This is a genomic window from Pseudomonas sp. BIGb0164 (assembly GCF_024810135.1).
Lineage (GTDB): Bacteria > Pseudomonadota > Gammaproteobacteria > Pseudomonadales > Pseudomonadaceae > Aquipseudomonas.
In genome coordinates this window covers 215,289-236,250 of record NZ_JANUEA010000010.1, presented here as the reverse complement: position 1 = coordinate 236,250, position 20,962 = coordinate 215,289, and the positions used below count along the sequence as shown (strand labels likewise).

Genomic DNA, 20,962 nt, shown 5'->3' with positions numbered 1-20,962 from the left:
TCGGGATAAGCTTTGAAATAAGTGTAAGCCAGGTGCGCGCAAGTCGCCTAGGAAACCCACGGTCCGGAGCTGGCTTGGTCCAGGTGGTCGCGCAGGAAACCGGCAAAAACGTCGCGCGGTATGGCCCGGGCGCCGAGGCTGTGCAGGTGGTCATTGGGCATCTGGCAGTCGATCAGGACGAAACCCCAGGCCTGCAGTTGGCGGGTGAGCGTGGCAAAGCCGAATTTCGAAGCGTTGTCGGCGCGGCTGAACATGGACTCGCCAAAGAACAGTTGCCCCATCGCCAGGCCGTACAGGCCGCCCACCAGCGTGCCCGCATCCCACACTTCCACAGAGTGTGCGTAGCCGCGGTGGTGCAGCTCCAGGTACGCATTCTGGATACCTTCGGTGATCCAGGTGCTGTCAGCGTAGGCGCGCGGCGCAGCGCAGGCCTTGATGACGGCGGCGAAGTCCTGGTCGAAGGTCACGGTATAGCGCTGCTGGCGCAGCAATTTCGCAAGGCTGCGCGAGACATGCAGCTCGTCGGGGAAGATCACGGTGCGCGGGTCCGGCGACCACCAGAGGATCGGCTGGCCATCGGAGAACCACGGAAAGCAGCCATGGCGGTAGGCCTGTACCAGTCGTTCGGCCGACAGGTCGCCACCGGCGGCCAGCAAGCCATTGGGTTCGCGCATGGCCTTGGCCAGCGGTGGGAAAGTCAAAGAGTCGCGTTGCAACCAGGTCAGCATGGCATCCAGGCTTACGGAAGGGGAGGGGAGTGGCAGGTCAGGCGCCTGCCGCACAAGTGCTGATTATTGTCGACGCAGCGCTGTGGGGCCAGCCCGAATCGGGTGTCGGCACGGATTAGCGTGAGCAGGTGTTTCTGCAACTCTGGGTCATCGTCGCGGTCGTAATCGGGTCCGCGCCGTGCAGGCCATTTGGCAAGCTAGTCCGGATTGATAAAAACAGCTCATAAGCCTTTGTCAGCAAAGACAATGCATGCTCAAATTGACCGCGTCATGACAACACAATTGTCTATGCTGCTGGGTAAGGGGCAAGGGCGTGGCATCGGGGGCACAAACCCGTACAATGCGGCCATTGTGGCGTTATCGCCATTTCACCTAGCCGTTATCCGGTGTTAAAAGTAGATTCAACGACATTCGTTCATTTTTCAGCTGCTCGGATTGGGCAGTCATGTGCAGTCATTCAACAGATGGACGCGCTGATGGCGCAGGAATAGACCCGTTTTGAAGAAATCCGCCGCAACACCCAAAGCAGCAGTCGTGCCGGCCTGGCGCCAGCACCTGCATTATCGACTCAAGGAAGGTGCGTTGATCGCGATCGGCGCGCTGTGCCTGTTCCTGATGATGGCCTTGCTCACGTATGGCAAGGACGATCCGGGCTGGAGCCACAACAGCAAGATCGAAGATGTGCAAAACTTCGGCGGGCCTGCCGGTTCCTACAGCGCCGATATCCTGTTCATGGTGCTGGGTTACTTCGCTTACATCTTCCCCTTGTTGCTTGCGATCAAGACCTGGCAGATCTTCCGCCAGCGTCATGAGCCATGGCAGTGGAGCGGCTGGCTGTTTTCCTGGCGCCTGATCGGCCTGGTGTTCCTGGTGCTGTCCGGCGCGGCGCTGGCCCATATTCATTTCCATGCACCCACCGGTCTGCCGGCGGGCGCGGGCGGCGCGCTGGGCGAAAGCCTCGGTGACCTGGCCCGCAGGACCCTGAATATCCAGGGCAGCACCCTGATGTTCATCGCGTTGTTCCTGTTCGGCCTCACGGTGTTCACCGACCTGTCCTGGTTCAAGGTGATGGACGTGACCGGCAAAATCACCCTCGACCTGCTGGAGCTGTTCCAGGGCGCCGCCAACCGCTGGTGGGAAGCGCGTGTCGACCGCAAGCGCATGGTGGCCCAGTTGCGTGAGGTGGACACCCGCGTCAACGAGGTCGTCGCCCCGAGCACACCGGACCGTCGCGAGCAGGCCAAGGTCAAGGAGCGCCTTATCGAGCGCGAACAGGCCCTGAGCAAGCACATGTCGGACCGCGAGAAGCAGGTGCCGCCGGTGATCGCTCCTGCGCCGCCCAAGGCCCCCGAGCCGAGCCATCGCGTACAGAAAGAGAAACAGGCGCCGCTGTTTGTCGACAGCGCCGTCGAAGGCACCTTGCCGCCGATCTCGATCCTCGACCCGGCCGAAAAGAAACAACTCAACTATTCCCCGGAATCCCTGGCGGCCGTCGGCCACCTGCTGGAAATCAAGCTCAAGGAATTCGGCGTCGAAGTGTCGGTGGACTCCATCCACCCCGGCCCGGTGATCACCCGCTACGAAATCCAGCCCGCCGCCGGTGTCAAGGTCAGCCGTATCGCCAACCTGGCCAAAGACCTGGCTCGCTCCCTGGCCGTGACCAGCGTGCGTGTGGTGGAGGTGATTCCCGGCAAGACCACCGTGGGTATCGAGATTCCCAACGAAGACCGCCAGATCGTGCGCTTCTCCGAAGTGCTGTCGACACCGGAATACGACAACTTCAAGTCGCCGGTCACTCTGGCCCTGGGCCACGACATCGGCGGCAAGCCGGTGATCACGGACCTGGCGAAAATGCCTCACCTGCTGGTGGCCGGTACCACTGGTTCCGGTAAGTCGGTGGGTGTGAACGCGATGATCCTGTCGATCCTGTTCAAGTCCGGCCCGGAAGACGCCAAGCTGATCATGATCGACCCGAAAATGCTCGAACTGTCGATCTACGAAGGCATCCCGCACCTATTGTGTCCGGTGGTCACCGACATGAAGGACGCCGCCAACGCCCTGCGCTGGAGCGTTGCCGAGATGGAGCGCCGCTACAAGCTGATGGCGAAGATGGGCGTGCGTAACCTGTCGGGCTTCAACGCCAAGATCAAGGAAGCCCACGAGCGCGGCGAGACCATTGACGACCCGTTGTACAGGCGCGAAAGCATTCACGACGAAGCGCCGAAGCTGACCAAGCTGCCGACCATCGTGGTGGTGGTCGACGAATTTGCCGACATGATGATGATCGTCGGCAAGAAGGTTGAAGAACTCATCGCACGTATCGCCCAGAAGGCCCGTGCGGCCGGTATCCACCTGATCCTCGCCACCCAGCGGCCATCGGTGGACGTGATCACCGGCCTGATCAAGGCCAACATCCCCACGCGCATGGCGTTCCAGGTGTCGAGCAAGATCGACTCGCGGACCATCATCGACCAAGGCGGCGCCGAGCAACTGTTGGGCCACGGTGACATGCTCTACATGCCGCCCGGCACCAGTCTGCCGATCCGGGTTCACGGCGCGTTCGTGTCCGACGATGAAGTACACCGCGTGGTGGAAGCCTGGAAGCTACGGGGCGCACCGGAATACAACGACGACATCCTCAACGGCGTCGAAGAGGCTGGCAGCGGCTTTGAAAACGGCGGCGGTGGCGGTGAAGACGACGCCGAAACCGATGCCCTGTATGACGAAGCCGTGGCGTTCGTGCTGGAAAGCCGTCGTGCCTCGATCTCTGCGGTACAGCGCAAGCTGAAGATCGGCTACAACCGCGCCGCCCGCATGATCGAAGCCATGGAAATGGCCGGCGTCGTCACCGCAATGAACACCAACGGCTCGCGCGAAGTCATTGCCCCCGGGCAGATGCGCGACTGATCCCGCGCCGCGTGGCAGCACGCGGCGCGCCCTGACCATTCAATGAGGACTCCCATGCGTCTTATCCGCATGCTGTTGTTGCCGGCCCTGGCCCTGACCGCTGTTTCGGCCCATGCCGACCCGGCTTCCGTTGCCAGCCTGACCAACCTGTTGGACAAATCCAAGACCCTGACCGCACGTTTCTCGCAACTGACCCTGGATGCCGGCGGCACCCAGCTGCAGCAAACCGAAGGCGAAATGGCCGTGCAGCGCCCAGGGCTGTTCTACTGGCACACCGAAGGCAAGTCCGAGCAGACCATCGTCTCCGACGGCCAGAAAGTCACCCTGTGGGACCCGGACCTGGAACAGGCGACCATCAAGAAGCTTGACCCGCGCCTGAACCAGACCCCGGCCTTGCTGCTGTCCGGTGATGTGTCGAAGATCAATGACAGCTTCGAGATCACCTCCAAGCAAACCAGCAACGTGATTGAGTTCACCCTCAAGCCCAAATCCAAGGACACGCTGTTCGACAGCCTGAACCTGTCGTTTGGCAACGGTGTGATCAACAACATGCGCCTGATCGACAGCGTCGGCCAGCGCACCGATATCCTGTTCTCCGGGGTCAAGGCCAATGAGCCGGTGCCGGCGTCCAAATTCAAGTTCGACATCCCCAAGGGTGCCGACGTGATCCAGGAATAATCTGCCCAGAGGTTTCAAACGCTGCCCATGGATTTGTTTCGAAGTGACCCGATTGCTCAACCTTTGGCCGCGCGCCTGCGCTCGACCAACCTGGATGAGTACGTCGGCCAGGAACACCTGCTCGCCCGTGGCAAGCCATTGCGCGAAGCCCTGGAGCAGGGTGCGCTGCACTCGATGATTTTCTGGGGGCCGCCAGGCGTGGGCAAGACCACCCTGGCGCGGCTGCTGGCGAAAGTCTCGGATGCGCACTTCGAAACGGTCTCGGCGGTGCTTGCCGGGGTCAAGGAGATCCGCCAGGCGGTGGACGTGGCCAAGCAGCAGGCCGGGCAGTACCGCAAGCGCACCATCCTGTTTGTCGACGAAGTGCATCGCTTCAACAAGTCGCAGCAGGATGCGTTCCTGCCCTATGTCGAAGACGGCACGCTGATCTTCATCGGCGCCACCACCGAAAACCCCTCGTTCGAGTTGAACAACGCCTTGCTCTCGCGGGCGCGGGTTTACGTGCTCAAGAGCCTGGACGAGGCGGCGATGCAAAAGCTGCTGCAGCGCGCCCTGAGTGAAGACAAAGGGCTGGGCAAGCGCCAGCTGAGCGTCAGTGACGAAGGTTTCAAGATCCTGCTCAGTGCCGCTGACGGCGATGGGCGGCGCTTTCTCAACCTGCTGGAAAACGCCTCGGACCTGGCCGAAGATGGCGGCGAGATAGGCGTCGACCTGCTGCAGAGCCTGCTCGGTGATACCCGTCGTCGTTTCGACAAGGGCGGCGAAGCCTTCTACGATCAGATCTCGGCGCTGCACAAATCCGTGCGTGGCTCCAACCCCGACGGCGCACTGTACTGGTTTGCACGGATGATCGACGGTGGTTGCGACCCGCTCTACCTCGCGCGCCGTGTGGTGCGCATGGCCAGCGAAGACATCGGCAATGCTGACCCGCGCGCGCTGAGCCTGTGCCTTGCCGCGTGGGACGTGCAGGAGCGCCTCGGCAGCCCCGAAGGCGAGCTGGCCGTGGCCCAGGCCATTACCTACCTGGCCTGCGCGCCCAAAAGCAACGCGGTGTACATGGGCTTCAAGTCTGCGTTGCGAGCTGCCGCCGAGTACGGCTCACTCGAAGTGCCGATGCACTTGCGCAATGCGCCGACCAAACTGATGAAGCAATTGGGCTACGGTGATGAATACCGCTATGCCCACGATGAGCCGGACGCCTATGCGGCGGGTGAAGACTACTTCCCCGATGAGCTTGAGCCGCTGGCGCTCTATCAGCCGGTGCCCCGTGGGCTGGAGCTGAAGATTGGTGAAAAGCTCAATCACCTCGCGCAACTGGATCGACTCAGCCCCCGGCAGCGGAGAAAGTAGTGCTCAAGACGATTCTTGCCGTGTCCGCAGCCGGCATCGCTGGTACATTATTGCGTTTCGCCGCGGGCACCTGGGTCAGCGCCAACTGGCCGAAGCATTTTTATGCGGCGACCCTGGCGGTCAACCTGGTGGGCTGCCTGATCATCGGGCTGTTGTACGGCTGGTTCCTGTTGCGCCCGGAAGTACCGATTGAAATTCGCGCCGGCTTGATTGTCGGCTTTGTAGGCGGTCTGACGACCTTTTCATCCTTTTCACTGGATACGCTGCGCCTGCTGGAAAGCGGGCAGGCCCTGGTAGCCTTCGGTTATCTGGGCATCAGCGTGTTCGGCGGGCTGCTCGCCACCTGGGCTGGCCTGTCCTTGACCAAACTTTGATAAACGAGAGACCGACATGCTCGATTCCAAACTGTTACGTAGCAACCTTCAGGACGTAGCGGACCGCCTGGCATCCCGTGGCTTTGCCTTGGACGTCGCGCGCATCGAAGCGCTGGAAGAACAGCGCAAGACCGTCCAGACCCGCACCGAAGCACTGCAGGCTGAGCGTAATGCGCGTTCCAAATCCATCGGTCAGGCCAAGCAGCGCGGCGAAGACATCGCGCCGTTGATGGCGGATGTCGAGCGCATGGGCACCGAGCTGTCCGAGGGCAAGGTCGAGCTGGACAAGATCCAGACCGAGCTGGACTCGATCCTGCTGGGCATTCCAAACGTGCCTCACGAATCCGTGCCGATTGGCGAAGACGAAGACGGCAACGTCGAAGTGCGCCGCTGGGGCACGCCAAAAGCCTTTGATTTCGAGATCAAGGACCACGTCGCCCTGGGCGAACTGACCGGCGGCCTGGACTTCGAAACCGCGGCGAAAATGTCCGGCGCACGCTTTGCCTTACTGCGCGGTCCTATCGCGCGCATGCACCGTGCCCTGGCGCAGTTCATGATCAACCTGCACACCGCCGAGCACGGTTACGAAGAGGCCTACACCCCTTACCTGGTGCAGGCGCCGGCGCTGGTGGGCACCAGCCAACTGCCGAAATTCGAAGAAGACCTGTTCAAGATCAGCCGCGACGGCGAAGCCGACCTGTACCTGATCCCGACGGCCGAAGTGTCGCTGACCAACATCGTTTCTGGCGAAATTCTCGACGCCAAGCAACTGCCCCTGAAGTTTGTGGCGCACAGCCCATGCTTCCGCAGCGAAGCCGGTGCTTCGGGCCGTGACACCCGCGGCATGATCCGCCAGCACCAGTTCGACAAAGTCGAGATGGTGCAAGTGGTCGAACCGTCGAAGTCGATGGAAGCCCTGGAAGGCCTGACCGCCAATGCCGAACGTGTTCTGCAACTGCTGGAGCTGCCGTACCGCGTGCTCGCGCTGTGCACCGGCGACATGGGCTTCAGCGCCGTGAAGACCTACGACCTCGAAGTGTGGGTGCCGAGCCAGGACAAGTACCGCGAGATTTCGTCGTGCTCCAACTGCGGTGATTTCCAGGCCCGTCGCATGCAAGCGCGTTTCCGTAACCCGGAAACCGGCAAGCCGGAGCTGGTGCACACCCTCAACGGTTCCGGCCTGGCCGTGGGCCGTACGCTGGTGGCAGTGCTGGAAAACTACCAGCAGGCTGACGGTTCGATCCGCGTACCGGACGTGCTCAAGCCTTACATGGCGGGCGTTGAGGTCATCCGCTAAATGGAATTTCTGCCGCTGTTTCATAACCTGCGCGGCAGTCGTGTGTTGGTCGTCGGTGGCGGGGAGATTGCCTTGCGCAAGTCCCGGCTGCTGGCCGACGCCGGTGCGTTGCTGCGGGTGGTTGCTCCCCAGATCGAAAGCCAGCTCAACGAGCTGGTGCTGGGCAGTGGCGGGGAACTGATTTTGCGCGGTTACCAGGAGGCCGACCTCGACGGGTGCACCCTGATCATCGCCGCCACCGACGATGAGCCACTGAACGCGCAAGTGTCCAGTGATGCCAAGCGTCGTTGCGTACCGGTCAATGTGGTGGACGCGCCGGCCTTGTGCAGCGTGATCTTCCCGGCGATTGTCGACCGTTCACCGTTGGTGATTGCAGTGTCCAGCGGTGGCGATGCGCCGGTGCTGGCACGCTTGATCCGCGCCAAGCTGGAAACCTGGATCCCGTCCACCTACGGCCAACTGGCCGGGTTGGCGGCGCGTTTTCGTGCCCAGGTGAAGAATTTGTACCCGGATGTGCAGCAACGTCGCGCGTTCTGGGAAGACGTCTTCCAGGGCCCGATTGCCGACCGCCAACTGGCCGGGCAGGGCGCCGAGGCCGAGCGGCTGTTGATCGAGAAGGTCAACGGCGCACCGCCAGACGCGCCGGGTGAGGTGTACCTGGTGGGCGCCGGCCCCGGCGACCCGGACCTGCTGACCTTCCGCGCCTTGCGCCTGATGCAGCAGGCTGACGTGGTGCTGTACGACCGCCTGGTCGCACCGGCGATCCTTGAGCTGTGCCGTCGTGACGCCGAGCGCGTGTACGTCGGCAAACGCCGCGCCGATCATGCCGTGCCGCAAGACCAGATCAACCAGCAATTGGTCGACCTGGCCAAGCAAGGCAAGCGTGTGCTGCGCCTCAAGGGGGGCGATCCGTTCATCTTTGGGCGCGGTGGCGAAGAGATCGAGGAATTGGCGGCCCACGGCATCCCGTTCCAGGTGGTGCCGGGTATCACGGCGGCCAGCGGTTGCGCGGCGTATGCCGGGATCCCGCTGACCCATCGCGATTATGCGCAGTCGGTGCGGTTCATCACCGGGCATTTGAAGGATGGCACGTCGGACCTGCCTTGGCATGACCTGGTAGGCCCTTCGCAGACCCTGGTGTTCTACATGGGCCTGATCGGTTTGCCGATCATCTGCGAACAATTGATCAAGCATGGTCGTGCGGCGGATACGCCAGCGGCGTTGATTCAGCAGGGCACCACCTCCAACCAGCGCGTGTTCACCGGCACCCTGGCCGACTTGCCGCGCATGGTGGCGGAGCATGAAGTGCATGCCCCGACACTGGTGATCGTTGGTGAGGTGGTGGTGCTGCGCGAGAAGCTCAAGTGGTTCGAAGGCGCCCAATCTCAACTCTGAACCTTGTAGTGAGCGGGCTTGCCCCGCGCGGCGGTGTGTCAGGCAGACTCTAGGCGCCTGGTATATCGCCGCGCGGGGCAAGCCCGCTCACTACAGACTTACCGTTTAATCGTTCGCGGTTGTGCTGGGTATCGAACGATTGCGAGGGCCCTTTAGGCACAATCCCCGTCGGATTGATCGTGCGATGGCTCGCGTAGTAATGCCCCTTGATGTGCGCAAAATCCACCGTCTCGGCCACTCCCGGCCACTGATACATTTCCCTTAACCAGTTCGACAGGTTCGGATAATCCGCAATCCTGCGCAGGTTGCATTTGAAGTGCCCGTAATACACCGCATCAAAGCGAATCAGCGTGGTGAACAGGCGCACGTCGGCTTCGGTCAGGTACTCACCGGCCAGGTAACGATGCTCGCTCAGGTGTTGTTCCAGGTGATCCAGCTCGGCAAACACATCATCAAACGCACGCTCATACGCCTGCTGCGACGTGGCGAAGCCTGCGCGGTACACGCCGTTGTTCACGGCGGGGTAGATGCGCTCGTTCAGGGCGTCGATGGTCGGGCGCAAGGCCTCGGGGTAGAAGTCCAGGGTATTGCCGGTCAGGCCGTTGAAGGCGCTATTGAACATGCGGATGATCTCCGCCGACTCGTTGCTCACGATGCGCTTGAGCTTTTTGTCCCACAGCACCGGCACCGTGACGCGGCCGGTGTAATCGGCGTTATCGGCGGTGTAGCGTTGGTGCATGAAATTGAAGTCATCCAGCGTGTCGCCGGTGGAGCCGTGGGCCTTGTCGAAGGTCCAGCCGTTCTCCAGCATCAGCCAACTGACCACCGACACGTCGATTAGGTCTTCCAGGCCCTTGAGCTTGCGCAGGATCAGGGTGCGATGGGCCCAAGGGCAGGCCAGGGACACATACAGGTGATAGCGGCCGGCCTCGGCCTTGAAGCCGCCTTCGCCGCTCGGGCCGGGCGCGCCGTCGGCGGTGACCCAGTTCCGGCGTTGTGCCTGTTCGCGTTGGAATGCGCCATCGGCGCTACTTTCGTACCACTGGTCTTTCCAGTGTCCTTCGATCAGCAAGCCCATGACTGGCTCCTCGGCTAATAAGCGTTGGAGGCCAGTCTAAAGGGCTGAGTTCGATTTAAAAGCGCAAAGACCGGGCGTGAATAATCGATTAAATCGATTTGTCCCGCGCGTCCCAGTACTGCTGGGCCAGCACGAACGCCTGTTCCCGCGGGTGACCGAGGCCACGCAAGGCCAGGGCCATGGTGGCGATCAGGGCCAATTGCGGGTAGCTGTCTTCGACATCGCCACGCCACAGGGCCTTGAGGTGTTCGGGATCCAGCGCCGCCGGCTTGACGTGGCGCTGTGCGGAGAGGGCAGGCCATTCTTCGTCCCAGCTTTCGCCACCGGTGGTGCCGTACAGATGGCTGGCGGAGTCGGGATTGATCTCGATTTCGCCGCCATCGCCTTTCACCACAATCACGTTATCGCCCAGCAGGCCGCTGGCATCGCGGTGCACGCCCTGATAGCCCGGGTGAAAGATGCTTTGCAGGCCCAGGCGCGCATTCAGCGGGTTGAGCAGGCGCGCCAGGGAATGGATCGGCGAGCGCAGGCCCAGGGTGTTGCGCAAATCGATCATGCGTTGCAGTTGCGGTGCCCAGTCGCCCAGCGGGATAAACGCCAGGTTGCCATGCTCATAGGCCGCCTCGACCTGCTGCCAAGTGCGGCACAGCGGGATCTGCAAACCTTCCAGCAATTGTTCGGTGTACAGCCGACCGGCCGTGTGCGCGCCGCCGCCGTGCATGAGGATGCGCACGCCGTTCTGTGCCAGGCACTTGGCCGCCAGCAGGTACCACGGCAGGTGGCGCTTCTTGCCGGCGTAGGTCGGCCAGTCGATATCCACGTTCAACGCCGGGGCGTCGAGGCGTTCGCGCACGGCTTCGGTGAAGCCGGCGAGTTCTTCCGGGCTTTCTTCCTTGTGGCGCAGCAGCATCAGGAAGGCGCCGAGCTGGGTGTCTTCGACTTTTTCATCGAGCAGCATGCCCATGGCTTCGCGGGCTTCCTCGCGGGTGAGGTTGCGCGCGCCGCGCTTGCCTTTGCCCAGGATGCGCACGAACTGCGCAAACGGGTGTTCGGCCGGGGTTTGGAGGGTCAGCGGGGCAAAGTCGGTCATAAGCAATTCGTCGGCCTGGGCAGGCCCGCCAGCTTGGCGGCGAGTTTGGCGGGAGTGCCGTTGAACAGTTTGTTGAGGTGCAGGCTGTTGCCCTTTTCCGGGCCGAGCTTCAAGGCGGTGTACTTGATCAGCGGGCGCGTGGCCGGGGACAGCTGGAACTCGGCGTAGAAACCGCGCAGCAGTTCGAGGATTTCCCAGTGGGCCGGGGTCAGCTCCAGGGACTCGGCGGCGGCCAGGGCGTTGGCCACGTCGGCAGACCATTGATTGAGGTCGACGAGGTAGCCGTCCTTGTCCAGCTCAAGGGTGTGTTCGCCTACGGTCAGGGTGTTCATAGCCAGGTGTTGACCTTGTCGTAGTCGATCGACAACTGCACGAAGCCCGGGTAGTCGACGCTGTCGGCCCAGTCCGGCAGGGGCAGGTTACGTGCCTGCATGTCTTCGGCCAGCACAAACACCTTCACGCCCTTGGTGTGCAGGGCGGGGGCATGGAGCCCGTAGGCGCCGTCGCCGCACAGCAGGATTGCGTCCTCGGTGCCGCAGATACGCAGGCAGCTGTCGAGACGGCTATCGGAAAACGGCGAGTGAGACACCACGTGTAAAGTCGACATCAGAGGGTAATCACCTGGTCGTAACGGTCAATCAATTCGGAAATGGCTTCGTTGCTCAACGGTTGCGCCTCGGTGGGCGGCGTCAAGCCACGCACGGCCATGCTATGACGGCAGACAAATACGTCGTCGACGCCGAACAGCCCCAATGCCTGCAGGTTGGCGCTGAGGTCCTTCTGTTGTACGGCCTTGGCATTCTGGTGCGGTGCGAGCTGGAACACGCCGTCATCCATGAACAGCAGGCCGATCGGCAGATCGAAGGCGCCACCGGCCAGCACGATGTCCAGGGCTTCCCGCGCACTCGGGCCGGACCAGGGCGCCTGGCGACTGATCACCAATAAGGATTTGGACATCTCACGGCCCTCCAAAGCAGATCAGGCGGTCGGCGGCCTGCGCAGCATCGTGCAACTGCCCCAGGCCGGAGAGCGCCCACGGCGCTTCCAGGTTCACCGCGCTGCGTTGATAGCGCGTGGCTTCCTCCTGGTTGAGCACGCCACGGCGCAGGGCGGCGGCGATGCACACCACGCCGTCGAGGCTGTGCTCGCTGACAAATTCGCGCCATTGGCGGGCGATGTCTTGCTCGTCCTGAGGGGCGACGATGGCGTTGGAAGCGCTGTACACGCCGTCCTGATAGAAAAACAGCCGCACGATCTCATGCCCGCCGGCCAGCGCGGCCTTGGCAAACAGCAAGGCGCGGCGCGAGGAGGGCGCATGGGCGGCGGAAAACAGGGCAATTGCAAACTTCATGGAACACTCTGCCAGCAAACGTGGGCCAATGATAAAGCCGCCGCCACGAAAAAGCCCGCCGTGATCAAAACGGTCACTGTCGCTGACCGTTCCGGCGATTGCCGACGGGCCCAAGGCTGCCTAGTCTGTGGGCACCCGAAACGGAATTGGAGTGCCCATGTCAGGTCCCTTGGCGTCCCTCAAAGTACTGGATTTCTCCACCTTGCTGCCCGGCCCGTTTGCGTCGTTGATGCTGGCGGACATGGGCGCCGAGGTGCTGCGTATCGAATCACCCACACGCCCGGACTTGCTGCGGGTGTTGCCGCCCCACGACCGCGGCACTTCGGCGAGCCACGCCTACCTCAATCGCAACAAACGCAGCCTGGCGCTGGACCTCAAACAGGCCGAGGCGCTGGAGATCGTGCGCACGCTGGTCAAGGAATACGACATTGTCCTGGAGCAGTTCCGGCCCGGCGTGATGGAGCGCTTGGGCCTGGGGTATGAGGCGCTGAAGGCGATCAACCCCGGGCTGATTTATGTGTCGATCACCGGTTACGGCCAGACCGGCCCCTACAAGGACCGCGCCGGGCACGACATCAATTACCTGGCGCTGGCGGGGGTGGCCAGCTACACCGGGCGCGAGGACAGCGGGCCGGTGCCGCTGGGCGTACAACTGGCGGATGTGGGCGGGGGCTCGTTGCATGCGGTGGTGGGATTGCTGGCCGCGGTCATCGCCCGGCAACAGAGCGGGGTGGGCCAGTACCTGGATGTGAGCATGACCGATTGCTCGTTCAGCCTGAACGCCATGGCCGGCGCGGGCTACCTGGCGTGCGGGGTGGAGCCGGCGCGGGAAAACCATGTGCTGAACGGCGGCAGTTTCTATGACTACTACCGCTCGCGGGATGGGCGCTGGATGTCGGTGGGCAGCCTGGAACCGGCGTTCATGCAGCAGCTCTGCGAGGCGTTGGGGCGGCCGGAGTTGGCGGCGTTGGGCTTGTCACCCAAACTCAAGGCGGCCCTGCAGGTTGAATTTGAGAAGCGCAGCTTTGATGAGCTGTGTGAGCTGTTCGCCGGGGTGGATGCGTGCGTGGAGCCGGTGTTGAGCTTGAGTGAGGCTGTGGAGCATCCACAGCTTAATGCGCGGCAGCTGGTGAGCCAGGTGCCGAGGGGGGATGGGTCGACCCAGGCGCAAATTGCTTGCCCGTTGAAATTTTCCGAGGGTTTGCCAGCCCCCAAGCATATTGGGGCCGCCGTGGGGGCGCACACGGATGAAGTGCTGGCAGAGCTGGGTTTCAGTGTTCAGCAGATAGACGCCTGGCGGCAAACCGGCGCAATCCTGTAGGAGCCGGCTTGCCGGCGATGGCGATCTTGAGGGCGCAATCGCCGGCAAGCCAGCTCCTACAGAGAAGGTCATTCCACCCGAGTTTCCCCGGTAAACACCAAGGTCTGCCGGCACCGCCGACACAAATACCGCCGCCCCTGAGCGACGAGCCCATGGCGCTGCGACGAAAACGGAAAATCACTGTCCGCACACGGGCAGCGGTAGATATAGCGGGTCACCTGGCGGCGCTTCACTTCATAGGTGTGGCAACGATCAGGCGGCAGCTCGTAGACCCCACGCATGATCAATTGCCATTCCTCGCCATGGGGCTGGATGCGCTCGCCAAATAATTGGTGGGCGATCAGGTGCGCCACTTCGTGGGCCACGGTCTGCTTGAGGAAGTGCTGGGTGTTTTCACGGTACAGCTGTGGGTTGAAACGCAGCAGGTTCTCGTGCAAATGCGCGACACCGGCCTTCTGGCCCCGCAGCTTGAGGCTGACCTGGGGGCGTTTGAAACTTCGTTTGAAAAAGGATTCGGCTTGTAGGAAACAATCTTCGACGCGGGTATTGAGTTGCTCGGGCATGCTTTACATATCTCCAGAGACCTCCAGTATGCCGCAAAGCTGGGTGTTTCCGAATCTGTCAGGCGCCGAATGGTCATGCATAACGCACAAAGCCACCTTGCGGTGGCCTTGCTCACAGTTTGAAACTGGCTAGTTGGTGTAGATCGGCCCCACGCCCAGGCCCCACACGATCACGGTAAACGCCATGATCGCCACCAGCACCACCAGGCCCACGGCCAATACCGAGCTGGAAAACAGGAAGCCCTCATCCGGGTCGATGTTCATGAAGGTCGGCAGGCCCACATACAACAGGTACACCGTGTAGCAGATCGCCGCCGTACCCACGATCATGCCCAGCCACATATGCGGGTAGAGCGCGGCCAGCCCACCGATGAACAGGGGGGTGGCGGTGTAGGTGGCAAACGCGACGCAGCGCGCCATGCTGGGGTTGGCGTCGTAGGTGCGCGCCATCCAGTGGATGAACGCACCCATCACCGCCACGCCGCCGAGCATGGCCGCGTAGGACATGAGGGTCATCCACAGCGCGCTTTCCTGGGTCAACATCACCGGCGCACGGCTGCCGATGACCCAACCGACCTGGGTGGTGCCGATAAAGGCTGATACGGCGGGGATCGCCGCGAGAATCAGGGTGTGAGTGAGGTACATGTGGCCGATGCTTTCTTCCTTATCGCCACGGATTTCCCGCCATTCCTGGTCGGGATGGGTAAAAAGCCCCACGACGTGATGGATCATGCCAGTCACTCCTGTCGTTATTACCATCGCCCCCCATCGGAGCGCCCACGGGCCAAATGGCCACAAAGGTCTGGATATATGTGCGACCTCAAGTCGCAGTATAGGAAGTGATGACCGGAAAAACTGTAGGGCTTTAGAGCAAATCGCGCTGTAAACGGGGGGCTTAATCGCGGCGAGGTCTGTCTGGACTGCCACGGTCGATGTGGGAGCTGGCTTGCCTGCGAAAGCGGCGGGTCAGAAACAAATGAGCTGGCTGACCCACTGCTTTCGCAGGCAAGCCAGCTCCCACATTGGATCGGCGTCGCCCATTGAAGTATTTTTGCGTAAAATGCTGCGCTTTTCGTCACACACCTCTAGCGGATCCAAGCGCCATGGGCACTCTTACGGTCAACCAGAACAAACTGCAAAAACGCCTGCGTCGCCTGGCCGGTGAAGCGGTCGCCGATTTCAACATGATTGAGGACGGCGACAAGGTCATGGTCTGCCTCTCCGGCGGCAAAGACAGCTACACCATGCTCGACGTGCTGTTGCACCTGCAGAAGGTCGCACCGATCAAGTTCGAGATCGTCGCCGTCAACATGGACCAGAAACAGCCGGGCTTCCCGGAGCATGTGCTGCCGGCCTACCTCAAAGAGTTGGGCGTGGAGTACCACATCGTCGAGAAAGACACCTATTCGGTGGTCAAGGAACTGATCCCTGAAGGCAAGACCACCTGCTCGCTGTGCTCGCGCCTGCGCCGTGGCACGCTCTATACGTTCGCTGATGAAATCGGCGCAACAAAAATGGCACTGGGGCATCACCGCGACGACATCGTCGAGACCTTTTTCCTCAATATGTTCTTCAACGGCTCCCTCAAGGCGATGCCGCCCAAGCTGCGTGCCGACGACGGGCGCAACGTGGTGATTCGCCCGCTGGCGTATTGCAACGAGAAGGACATCCAGGCCTACTCCGACCTCAAGCAGTTCCCGATCATCCCGTGCAACCTGTGCGGCTCCCAGGAAAACCTGCAGCGCCAGGTGGTCAAGGAGATGCTGGTGGACTGGGAACGCAAGACCCCGGGCCGTACCGAGAGCATTTTCCGCAGCCTGCAGAATGTGCAGCCGTCACAGTTGGCTGACCGCAACCTGTTCGATTTCACCAGCTTGAAGATCGACGAGACGGCCGCATCGCGCTTCGTCAATGTTGTGAACCTCTGAGCCCAATCAACGCTCTGACACACGGCGCTCGCGGGCGCCGTTTTCAATTCCATTGCCAGGAGAGGGCATGCGCGATTACAAGTGGCTGCACGAATATTGTCTGAACCGTTTTGGTTCGGCGGCCGAGCTGGAAGCCCACCTGCCTGTACCCCATACCCCGGCGCAATTGCGCAAGATCAGCGATGATCGTTACCTGTCCACCCTGGCGCTGCGGGTGTTTCGCGCGGGGCTCAAGCACAGCGTGGTGGATGCCAAGTGGCCGGCGTTCGAAAAAGTGTTTTTCGGCTTCGACCCGGAAAAAGTCGTGCTGATGGGCGCCGAGCATTTGGAGCGACTGATGCAGGACACCAGCATCATCCGCCACCTGGGCAAGCTCAAGAGCGTGCCGCGCAATGCGCAGATGATCCTCGACATCCAGCAGGAGAAGGGCAGCTTCGGTGCCTTTATCGCCGACTGGCCGGTGACGGATATCGTCGGGCTGTGGAAGTACCTGAGCAAGCACGGCCACCAATTGGGCGGGCTGTCGGCGCCACGCTTCTTGCGCATGGTGGGCAAGGACACCTTTGTGCCGAGTTATGACGTGGTGGCGGCGCTGAACGCGCAGAAGATCATCGACAAGGTGCCCACCAGCTTGCGGGATCTGGCGACGGTGCAGGGGGCGTTCAACCAGTGGCATGCCGAGAGTGGGCGGCCGATGTGCCAGCTGTCGATGATGCTGGCTTATACGGTGAATCATTGAGATTGAGGTGATGCCATCGCCGGCAAGCCGGCTCCTACAGGGGAATGCATTCCAAATGTAGGAGCCGGCTTGCCGGCGATAGCGGTCTTCAGGCCACCACAGGCCCAGCCAGCCGGCGATTGAGCTGATGCCGCCACCGCACATACAGCAACGCCGTACAAAACACCGCCAGGCTCGCCAACATCTCCAGCACCCCGAACCACTGCCGGTTCGGGTCATACGCTGCCAGCGCGCCTTTGATGAAATACAGGTTCACCACAAAGCACATCCACGAATAGCCGCGCGCGCTACCGAGCAACATCCCCGGCGCGAGGATCAGCAGCGGCACCAATTCGATCACCAGGATCACCCACGGCCGCGCGCCATGCAGGTCGGCGACGAACAGGTAGTACACGCACAACAACCCCACCAGGCCCAGGAACGCCAGCAGGCTCAAGATGCGGGCGACTTTCACCCGTGGCTCCAGCCACGCCTGGGGCGGCAGGACCTTAGGCTTCCTGGCCACGGCCGTTCTCCAGCAGGATCGCGGTTTTCGCCAGGCGCAGGCCCAGGGCGCGACACAGGGTGATTTCATGCTGATCGAGCATGCGCTTGCCGTCCGGTCCCGAATGGTGGCTGGCGCCATAGGGCGTGCCGCCGCCCTGGGTGTCGAGCAGGGCTTGTTCGCTGTAGGGCAGGCCGGTGATCAGCATGCCGTGGTGCAGCAGCGGCAGCAGCATCGACATCAAGGTGGTTTCCTGGCCGCCATGCAGGCTGGCGGTGGAGGTGAACACTCCGGCCGGCTTGCCGACGAGGGCGCCGGTGAGCCACAGGTTGCTGGTGCCGTCGAGGAAGTACTTGAGCGGCGCCGCCATGTTGCCGAAGCGGGTTGGGCTGCCCAGGGCCAGGCCCGAACAGTGTTTCAAGTCGTCCAGGCTGGCATACAGCGCGCCTTCGTCCGGAATGCTGGGGGCCACGGCCTCGCACTCGGCGGAAATCGCCGGCACGGTGCGCAGGCGTGCTTCCAGCCCGGCCTGCTCGACGCCACGGGCGATCTGCCGGGCCATTTCGCTCACCGAGCCATTGCGGCTGTAATACAACACCAGCACATACGGCGTCGTCACGGCAGGATCTCCAGCACGTTTTCCGGCGGGCGGCCGATGATGGCTTTGTCGGCGGTTTCCAGGATCGGGCGTTCCATCAACTTGGGGTGCTCGGCGATGGCCGCAATCAATTGCGCTTCGCTGAGGCTGGCGTCGGCCAGGTTGAGGGTTTTGTATTCGTCTTCGCCAGTGCGCAGCAATTGGCGGGCGCTGAGGCCGAGCTTGGCCAGCAGGGCCTTCAATTGCGCCGCGCCCAGTGGGGTTTCCAGGTAGCGCACCACGGTCGGGGTGAGGCCACGGGCTTCCAGCAGTTCCAGCGCACCGCGGGATTTCGAGCAGCGCGGGTTGTGATAAAGCGTCAGATCGGTCATGTGCGGGTCGCATCTTGCGTAAGGTGGCGGGTATTCTACCCGGGCTGCGCCCCGTCCTTAAACCGTAAGAGGCGATAGGTCGCAGCCAACGTTCATTTTTGCGAAGGATTACCCCATGACAAGGCGACTGATCGGTGCATTGGCGATCATCACAACCCTGCTGCTCAGCGGCTGCGGTAACGATTACGGCGTTGACCAATATGGCCAGAAAGTGGCGGCCGAGCGCCTGGACAAGCAGTGGGTGGTGGTCAACTACTGGGCCGAATGGTGTGGCCCGTGCCGCACGGAAATCCCGGAGCTCAATGCCCTGGCCGAGCAGCTGAAAGCGCAGAAGGTAGGGGTGTTCGGGGTCAACTTCGACAATGTGCAGGGTGAAGAACTCAAGGCCGCCAGCGAGAAGCTGGGGATCAAGTTCACCGTGCTGGCGCAGAACCCGGAAGAGATTTTCGATATCCCGCGCAGCGAAGCGTTGCCGGTGACCTACATCATCGATGACAAGGGCAAGGTGCGCGAGCAGTTGATGGGTGAGCAGACGGCGGAAGGGGTGCTGGCCAAGCTCAAGGCCCTGCGCGGATAAATCAACAACACATAACCCCTGTGGGAGCGGGCTTGCTCGCGAATGCGGTGTGTCAGCAACAGATTTATTGGCTGATCCACCGCCTTCGCGAGCAAGCCCGCTGCCACACAAGCCGGCCCTACATACAGGGGAGGTGTATCAGCCTTCTTCGAGCCACAGGCGGATCGGCATGCCATCGGCCGGCCAGAAACGCGTCTGCTCGATCGGTGAAATGTCCCAGCGCTGTACGCCTTGCAAGGCCTGGAAGAAGCGGTGTTCCTGCTCCATCAGGGCCTCGGCGCAGAGCTTGCGGGTGCTGCCGATCTTGCCGAAGCTGAGCTTGTCGCCATCGACGGTGTAGGGCGCGAACCAGTGGTTGCAGCCGCCGTTGCCGTAGGCGCGACCATCGGCGCCGAGGGTGACGGTCAGGTGCGCGTAGTCCATCAACGGCCGCTCACCGATCCACTCCACCACGTAGCTGTGGTCCTGCTTGAGCTTGACCGCGTCCCCGGCACAGCCGGCAAGGCCTGCCCCGACGGCGGCGAGCAGAAGCAGGCCTTTCATTGTGCGGCCTGCTGGCATTTCGGGCAGCGGTGCTGGTCGCCTTCACTGGCCCAGCCCAATTCCTTGATGCGCGCATTGGCCGCCGGTTGCAGGGGCTCTTTGGTCAGCTTGGTTTCGACCGCAAATTCAAACTCCAGCACGCTGTCGCAGCTGTCGCAGTTGACCTTCCAGGTGTGAATCTCCAGTTCGCCGAATTTCGGCCCCTGGGCCATGGCGACCCATTGGCCCGCAGGGCGGATGGAGTAGCGCGCGTCACCTTCGACGGTAAGGCGCATCGACAGGGTTTTACTGCCGCGCAGGGTGACGATCAGAACGTCGCCGTTCTTGATCGCGCCACCGTTGCCGGTGACCTGGTAACGGCCCGGCACCAGGGCGCGGCATTCGATCAGGGTGTGTTGCGGGCTCAGCAAGCTGAAGCGGAAATCGTGTTCGGCCATGGATCCTCCAAATAGGCGCGGCATCCTATCACGGGTGCCCGCCCATCATGAGCCTGGTATGTGACCGCTGATCATCCTTGCACGACGTTCTGCGGCTGGCCGTTGGCCCACGCGCTGATGTTGGCCAGTGTGGTGCCAGCGATGGCGGCCAGGGCCTCGCGGGTGAGGAACGCCTGGTGAGCGGTGATGATCACGTTGGGGAAGGTCAGCAGGCGCGCCAGTACGTCATCTTGCAGGGGCAGGTCGGAGCGGTCCTCGAAGAACAGCTGTGCTTCTTCCTCGTACACGTCCAGCCCCAGGTAACCGAGCTGGCCGTCCTTGAGCGCTTCGATCAGCGCCGGAGTGTCCACCAGGCCACCGCGACCGGTGTTGATCAGCATCGCCCCCGGCTGCATGTGCGCCAGGGAGCTGGCGTTGATCAGGTGTTTGCTTTCGGCGGTCAGCGGGCAATGCAGGCTGATGATCTGCGCCTCGGCCAGCAGTTCGGGCAGGCTCACATAGCGGGCGCCCAGGGCCTGGACCTGTGGGTTGGGGAAGGGATCATAGGCCAGCAACTGGCAGCCGAAACCAGCCATGATCTTGGCAAACGTGGCGCCGATCTGCCCGGTGCCGACCACGCCGACGGTCTTGCCGACCAGGTCGAACCCGGTCAGGCCGTGCAGGCTGAAGTCGCCGTCGCGGGTGCGGTTATAGGCGCGGTGCAGGCGCCGGTTGAGGGCCAGGATCAGCGCGACGGCGTGCTCGGCGACTGCATGGGGCGAGTAGGCGGGGACACGCACCACGGTCAGGCCCAGGCGCTTGGCGACGGCCAGGTCGACATGGTTGTAACCGGCCGAGCGCAAGGCAATCAGGCGCGTGCCGCCCTTGGCCAACTGCTCCAGCACCGGTGCACTGAGGTCGTCGTTGATGAAGGCGCAGACCACTTCGTGCTGCTCGGCCAGGGCCACGGTGTCGAGGTTGAGCCGGGCGGGCTGGAATTGCAGCTCAACGCCCGCAGGCAGCGGCTCACCGAGAAAACTGTCACGGTCGTAGGCTTGGCTGCTGAAAAGAATAACGCGCATAACAAGGGCTCCCTGCAAAATTAAAAGTGGACACCTGCCACCTGTGGGAGCGGGCTTGCTCGCGAAAGCGGTGGGTCAGGCAACACATCCAT

General features: G+C 62.4%; 25 protein-coding genes. 10 read left to right on the top strand and 15 right to left on the bottom strand.

Translation table 11 applies throughout. The features are described from left to right. Positions 1 to 47 precede the first annotated feature (47 nt). Positions 48 to 728 (bottom strand): leucyl/phenylalanyl-tRNA--protein transferase, encoded by a 681-nt coding sequence (gene aat, locus M2394_RS25105; protein WP_259174984.1) that lies wholly within the window; start codon positions 726 to 728, stop codon positions 48 to 50. A 498-nt stretch (positions 729 to 1,226) separates the two neighbouring features. On the opposite strand from aat, the gene M2394_RS25100 reads away from it, so the two are divergent. From M2394_RS25100 to cysG, 6 genes are read left to right on the top strand one after another with little or no spacing between them, the layout of a single operon-like run. Further along, positions 1,227 to 3,635: a DNA translocase FtsK gene (locus M2394_RS25100; protein ID WP_178918789.1), complete on the top strand. Its 2,409-nt coding sequence runs from the start codon at positions 1,227 to 1,229 to the stop codon at positions 3,633 to 3,635. Between the two features lie 54 nt (positions 3,636 to 3,689). Then, positions 3,690 to 4,313 (top strand): outer membrane lipoprotein chaperone LolA, encoded by a 624-nt coding sequence (gene lolA, locus M2394_RS25095; RefSeq protein WP_176995486.1) that lies wholly within the window; start codon positions 3,690 to 3,692, stop codon positions 4,311 to 4,313. Positions 4,314 to 4,340: 27 nt separating this feature from the next. Continuing rightward, the gene (locus tag M2394_RS25090; protein WP_259174983.1) at positions 4,341 to 5,663 is read left to right on the top strand and encodes a replication-associated recombination protein A; all 1,323 of its coding nucleotides are present in this window, start codon (positions 4,341 to 4,343) and stop codon (positions 5,661 to 5,663) included. Beyond that, positions 5,663 to 6,037: a fluoride efflux transporter CrcB gene (gene crcB / locus M2394_RS25085; RefSeq protein ID WP_078049024.1), complete on the top strand. Its 375-nt coding sequence runs from the start codon at positions 5,663 to 5,665 to the stop codon at positions 6,035 to 6,037. Before M2394_RS25090 ends, crcB begins: the two co-directional genes overlap by 1 nt. Positions 6,038 to 6,053: 16 nt before the next feature. Beyond that, complete coding sequence (gene serS, locus M2394_RS25080; protein ID WP_176995489.1) at positions 6,054 to 7,334, top strand: serine--tRNA ligase; 1,281 nt, start codon at positions 6,054 to 6,056, stop codon at positions 7,332 to 7,334. After that, positions 7,335 to 8,729 carry a siroheme synthase CysG gene (gene cysG, locus M2394_RS25075; RefSeq protein ID WP_178918785.1) on the top strand — a complete coding sequence of 465 codons (1,395 nt, stop codon included), beginning with the start codon at positions 7,335 to 7,337 and terminating at the stop codon, positions 8,727 to 8,729. Between the two features lie 49 nt (positions 8,730 to 8,778). Here the strand turns inward: cysG and M2394_RS25070 are convergent, their stop codons facing one another. From M2394_RS25070 to tusD, 6 genes are all read right to left on the bottom strand, one after another. Then, the gene (locus tag M2394_RS25070; protein ID WP_259174982.1) at positions 8,779 to 9,807 is read right to left on the bottom strand and encodes a glutathione S-transferase family protein; all 1,029 of its coding nucleotides are present in this window, start codon (positions 9,805 to 9,807) and stop codon (positions 8,779 to 8,781) included. Between the two features lie 88 nt (positions 9,808 to 9,895). Then, the gene (locus tag M2394_RS25065) at positions 9,896 to 10,879 is read right to left on the bottom strand and encodes a glycosyl transferase family protein (RefSeq protein WP_405046585.1); all 984 of its coding nucleotides are present in this window, start codon (positions 10,877 to 10,879) and stop codon (positions 9,896 to 9,898) included. Positions 10,880 to 10,893: 14 nt separating this feature from the next. Then, positions 10,894 to 11,229: a TusE/DsrC/DsvC family sulfur relay protein gene (locus tag M2394_RS25060; RefSeq protein WP_178918782.1), complete on the bottom strand. Its 336-nt coding sequence runs from the start codon at positions 11,227 to 11,229 to the stop codon at positions 10,894 to 10,896. After that, on the bottom strand, positions 11,226 to 11,504 hold the full coding sequence (tusB, locus tag M2394_RS25055) for a sulfurtransferase complex subunit TusB (protein WP_177052075.1): 279 nt from the start codon (positions 11,502 to 11,504) through the stop codon (positions 11,226 to 11,228). The genes M2394_RS25060 and tusB overlap by 4 nt, the downstream gene beginning before the upstream one ends. After that, positions 11,504 to 11,854, bottom strand: coding sequence for a sulfurtransferase complex subunit TusC (gene tusC / locus M2394_RS25050; protein ID WP_259174978.1), 351 nt, complete (start codon positions 11,852 to 11,854; stop codon positions 11,504 to 11,506). The genes tusB and tusC overlap by 1 nt, the downstream gene beginning before the upstream one ends. Position 11,855: 1 nt before the next feature. Further along, positions 11,856 to 12,248 carry a sulfurtransferase complex subunit TusD gene (gene tusD, locus M2394_RS25045; protein WP_259174977.1) on the bottom strand — a complete coding sequence of 131 codons (393 nt, stop codon included), beginning with the start codon at positions 12,246 to 12,248 and terminating at the stop codon, positions 11,856 to 11,858. A 157-nt stretch (positions 12,249 to 12,405) separates the two neighbouring features. On the opposite strand from tusD, the gene M2394_RS25040 reads away from it, so the two are divergent. Beyond that, positions 12,406 to 13,569, top strand: a complete 1,164-nt coding sequence (locus M2394_RS25040) for a CaiB/BaiF CoA-transferase family protein (protein ID WP_259174976.1) — start codon at positions 12,406 to 12,408, stop codon at positions 13,567 to 13,569. A gap of 68 nt (positions 13,570 to 13,637) precedes the next feature. On the opposite strand, the gene M2394_RS25035 is transcribed toward M2394_RS25040, so the two are convergent. Together M2394_RS25035 and M2394_RS25030 are read right to left on the bottom strand one after the other, a co-directional pair. Next, positions 13,638 to 14,132: a SprT family zinc-dependent metalloprotease gene (locus M2394_RS25035; RefSeq protein ID WP_176995498.1), complete on the bottom strand. Its 495-nt coding sequence runs from the start codon at positions 14,130 to 14,132 to the stop codon at positions 13,638 to 13,640. Between the two features lie 129 nt (positions 14,133 to 14,261). Continuing rightward, complete coding sequence (locus tag M2394_RS25030) at positions 14,262 to 14,864, bottom strand: Yip1 family protein (RefSeq protein WP_016969278.1); 603 nt, start codon at positions 14,862 to 14,864, stop codon at positions 14,262 to 14,264. A 371-nt stretch (positions 14,865 to 15,235) separates the two neighbouring features. Between M2394_RS25030 and ttcA the strand changes: the two genes are divergently transcribed. Together ttcA and M2394_RS25020 are read left to right on the top strand one after the other, a co-directional pair. Further along, complete coding sequence (gene ttcA, locus M2394_RS25025; protein ID WP_176995500.1) at positions 15,236 to 16,060, top strand: tRNA 2-thiocytidine(32) synthetase TtcA; 825 nt, start codon at positions 15,236 to 15,238, stop codon at positions 16,058 to 16,060. Between the two features lie 67 nt (positions 16,061 to 16,127). Then, on the top strand, positions 16,128 to 16,799 hold the full coding sequence (locus M2394_RS25020; protein WP_176995501.1) for a DNA-3-methyladenine glycosylase I: 672 nt from the start codon (positions 16,128 to 16,130) through the stop codon (positions 16,797 to 16,799). Positions 16,800 to 16,887: 88 nt separating this feature from the next. Here M2394_RS25020 and M2394_RS25015 read toward each other — a convergent pair whose 3' ends face one another. The 3 genes from M2394_RS25015 to arsC are packed head-to-tail and all read right to left on the bottom strand — an operon-like array spanning position 16,888 to position 18,252. After that, a complete protein-coding gene (locus M2394_RS25015; protein ID WP_259174975.1) occupies positions 16,888 to 17,304 on the bottom strand; it encodes a DUF2069 domain-containing protein in 417 nt (138 codons plus the stop codon). Further along, positions 17,288 to 17,902, bottom strand: a complete 615-nt coding sequence (gene wrbA, locus M2394_RS25010) for an NAD(P)H:quinone oxidoreductase (protein ID WP_259174974.1) — start codon at positions 17,900 to 17,902, stop codon at positions 17,288 to 17,290. Before wrbA ends, M2394_RS25015 begins: the two co-directional genes overlap by 17 nt. Continuing rightward, on the bottom strand, positions 17,899 to 18,252 hold the full coding sequence (gene arsC / locus M2394_RS25005) for an arsenate reductase (glutaredoxin) (RefSeq protein WP_259174973.1): 354 nt from the start codon (positions 18,250 to 18,252) through the stop codon (positions 17,899 to 17,901). Before arsC ends, wrbA begins: the two co-directional genes overlap by 4 nt. A gap of 115 nt (positions 18,253 to 18,367) precedes the next feature. On the opposite strand from arsC, the gene M2394_RS25000 reads away from it, so the two are divergent. Further along, positions 18,368 to 18,829: a TlpA disulfide reductase family protein gene (locus M2394_RS25000; RefSeq protein WP_259174972.1), complete on the top strand. Its 462-nt coding sequence runs from the start codon at positions 18,368 to 18,370 to the stop codon at positions 18,827 to 18,829. A 138-nt stretch (positions 18,830 to 18,967) separates the two neighbouring features. Here the strand turns inward: M2394_RS25000 and M2394_RS24995 are convergent, their stop codons facing one another. The 3 genes from M2394_RS24995 to M2394_RS24985 form a co-directional block, all read right to left on the bottom strand. Continuing rightward, positions 18,968 to 19,372: an META domain-containing protein gene (locus M2394_RS24995; protein ID WP_178918774.1), complete on the bottom strand. Its 405-nt coding sequence runs from the start codon at positions 19,370 to 19,372 to the stop codon at positions 18,968 to 18,970. After that, on the bottom strand, positions 19,369 to 19,809 hold the full coding sequence (locus tag M2394_RS24990) for a hypothetical protein (RefSeq protein WP_178918773.1): 441 nt from the start codon (positions 19,807 to 19,809) through the stop codon (positions 19,369 to 19,371). Before M2394_RS24990 ends, M2394_RS24995 begins: the two co-directional genes overlap by 4 nt. Before the next feature lie 71 nt (positions 19,810 to 19,880). After that, positions 19,881 to 20,870: a 2-hydroxyacid dehydrogenase gene (locus tag M2394_RS24985; protein ID WP_259174969.1), complete on the bottom strand. Its 990-nt coding sequence runs from the start codon at positions 20,868 to 20,870 to the stop codon at positions 19,881 to 19,883. Positions 20,871 to 20,962 lie beyond the last annotated feature (92 nt).

Excerpts from the sequence above, each read along its gene's own strand:
- aat (WP_259174984.1), bottom strand. The coding sequence starts at position 728 with ATGCTGACCTGGTTGCAACGCGACTCTTTGACTTTCCCACCGCTGGCC.
- lolA (WP_176995486.1), top strand. The coding sequence starts at position 3,690 with ATGCGTCTTATCCGCATGCTGTTGTTGCCGGCCCTGGCCCTGACCGCT.
- M2394_RS25090 (WP_259174983.1), top strand. The coding sequence starts at position 4,341 with ATGGATTTGTTTCGAAGTGACCCGATTGCTCAACCTTTGGCCGCGCGC.
- serS (WP_176995489.1), top strand. The coding sequence starts at position 6,054 with ATGCTCGATTCCAAACTGTTACGTAGCAACCTTCAGGACGTAGCGGAC.
- cysG (WP_178918785.1), top strand. The coding sequence starts at position 7,335 with ATGGAATTTCTGCCGCTGTTTCATAACCTGCGCGGCAGTCGTGTGTTG.
- M2394_RS25070 (WP_259174982.1), bottom strand. The coding sequence starts at position 9,807 with ATGGGCTTGCTGATCGAAGGACACTGGAAAGACCAGTGGTACGAAAGT.
- M2394_RS25060 (WP_178918782.1), bottom strand. The coding sequence starts at position 11,229 with ATGAACACCCTGACCGTAGGCGAACACACCCTTGAGCTGGACAAGGAC.
- tusB (WP_177052075.1), bottom strand. The coding sequence starts at position 11,504 with ATGTCGACTTTACACGTGGTGTCTCACTCGCCGTTTTCCGATAGCCGT.
- tusC (WP_259174978.1), bottom strand. The coding sequence starts at position 11,854 with ATGTCCAAATCCTTATTGGTGATCAGTCGCCAGGCGCCCTGGTCCGGC.
- tusD (WP_259174977.1), bottom strand. The coding sequence starts at position 12,248 with ATGAAGTTTGCAATTGCCCTGTTTTCCGCCGCCCATGCGCCCTCCTCG.
- M2394_RS25040 (WP_259174976.1), top strand. The coding sequence starts at position 12,406 with ATGTCAGGTCCCTTGGCGTCCCTCAAAGTACTGGATTTCTCCACCTTG.
- M2394_RS25035 (WP_176995498.1), bottom strand. The coding sequence starts at position 14,132 with ATGCCCGAGCAACTCAATACCCGCGTCGAAGATTGTTTCCTACAAGCC.
- M2394_RS25030 (WP_016969278.1), bottom strand. The coding sequence starts at position 14,864 with ATGATCCATCACGTCGTGGGGCTTTTTACCCATCCCGACCAGGAATGG.
- ttcA (WP_176995500.1), top strand. The coding sequence starts at position 15,236 with ATGGGCACTCTTACGGTCAACCAGAACAAACTGCAAAAACGCCTGCGT.
- M2394_RS25020 (WP_176995501.1), top strand. The coding sequence starts at position 16,128 with ATGCGCGATTACAAGTGGCTGCACGAATATTGTCTGAACCGTTTTGGT.
- arsC (WP_259174973.1), bottom strand. The coding sequence starts at position 18,252 with ATGACCGATCTGACGCTTTATCACAACCCGCGCTGCTCGAAATCCCGC.
- M2394_RS25000 (WP_259174972.1), top strand. The coding sequence starts at position 18,368 with ATGACAAGGCGACTGATCGGTGCATTGGCGATCATCACAACCCTGCTG.
- M2394_RS24995 (WP_178918774.1), bottom strand. The coding sequence starts at position 19,372 with ATGAAAGGCCTGCTTCTGCTCGCCGCCGTCGGGGCAGGCCTTGCCGGC.
- M2394_RS24990 (WP_178918773.1), bottom strand. The coding sequence starts at position 19,809 with ATGGCCGAACACGATTTCCGCTTCAGCTTGCTGAGCCCGCAACACACC.
- M2394_RS24985 (WP_259174969.1), bottom strand. The coding sequence starts at position 20,870 with ATGCGCGTTATTCTTTTCAGCAGCCAAGCCTACGACCGTGACAGTTTT.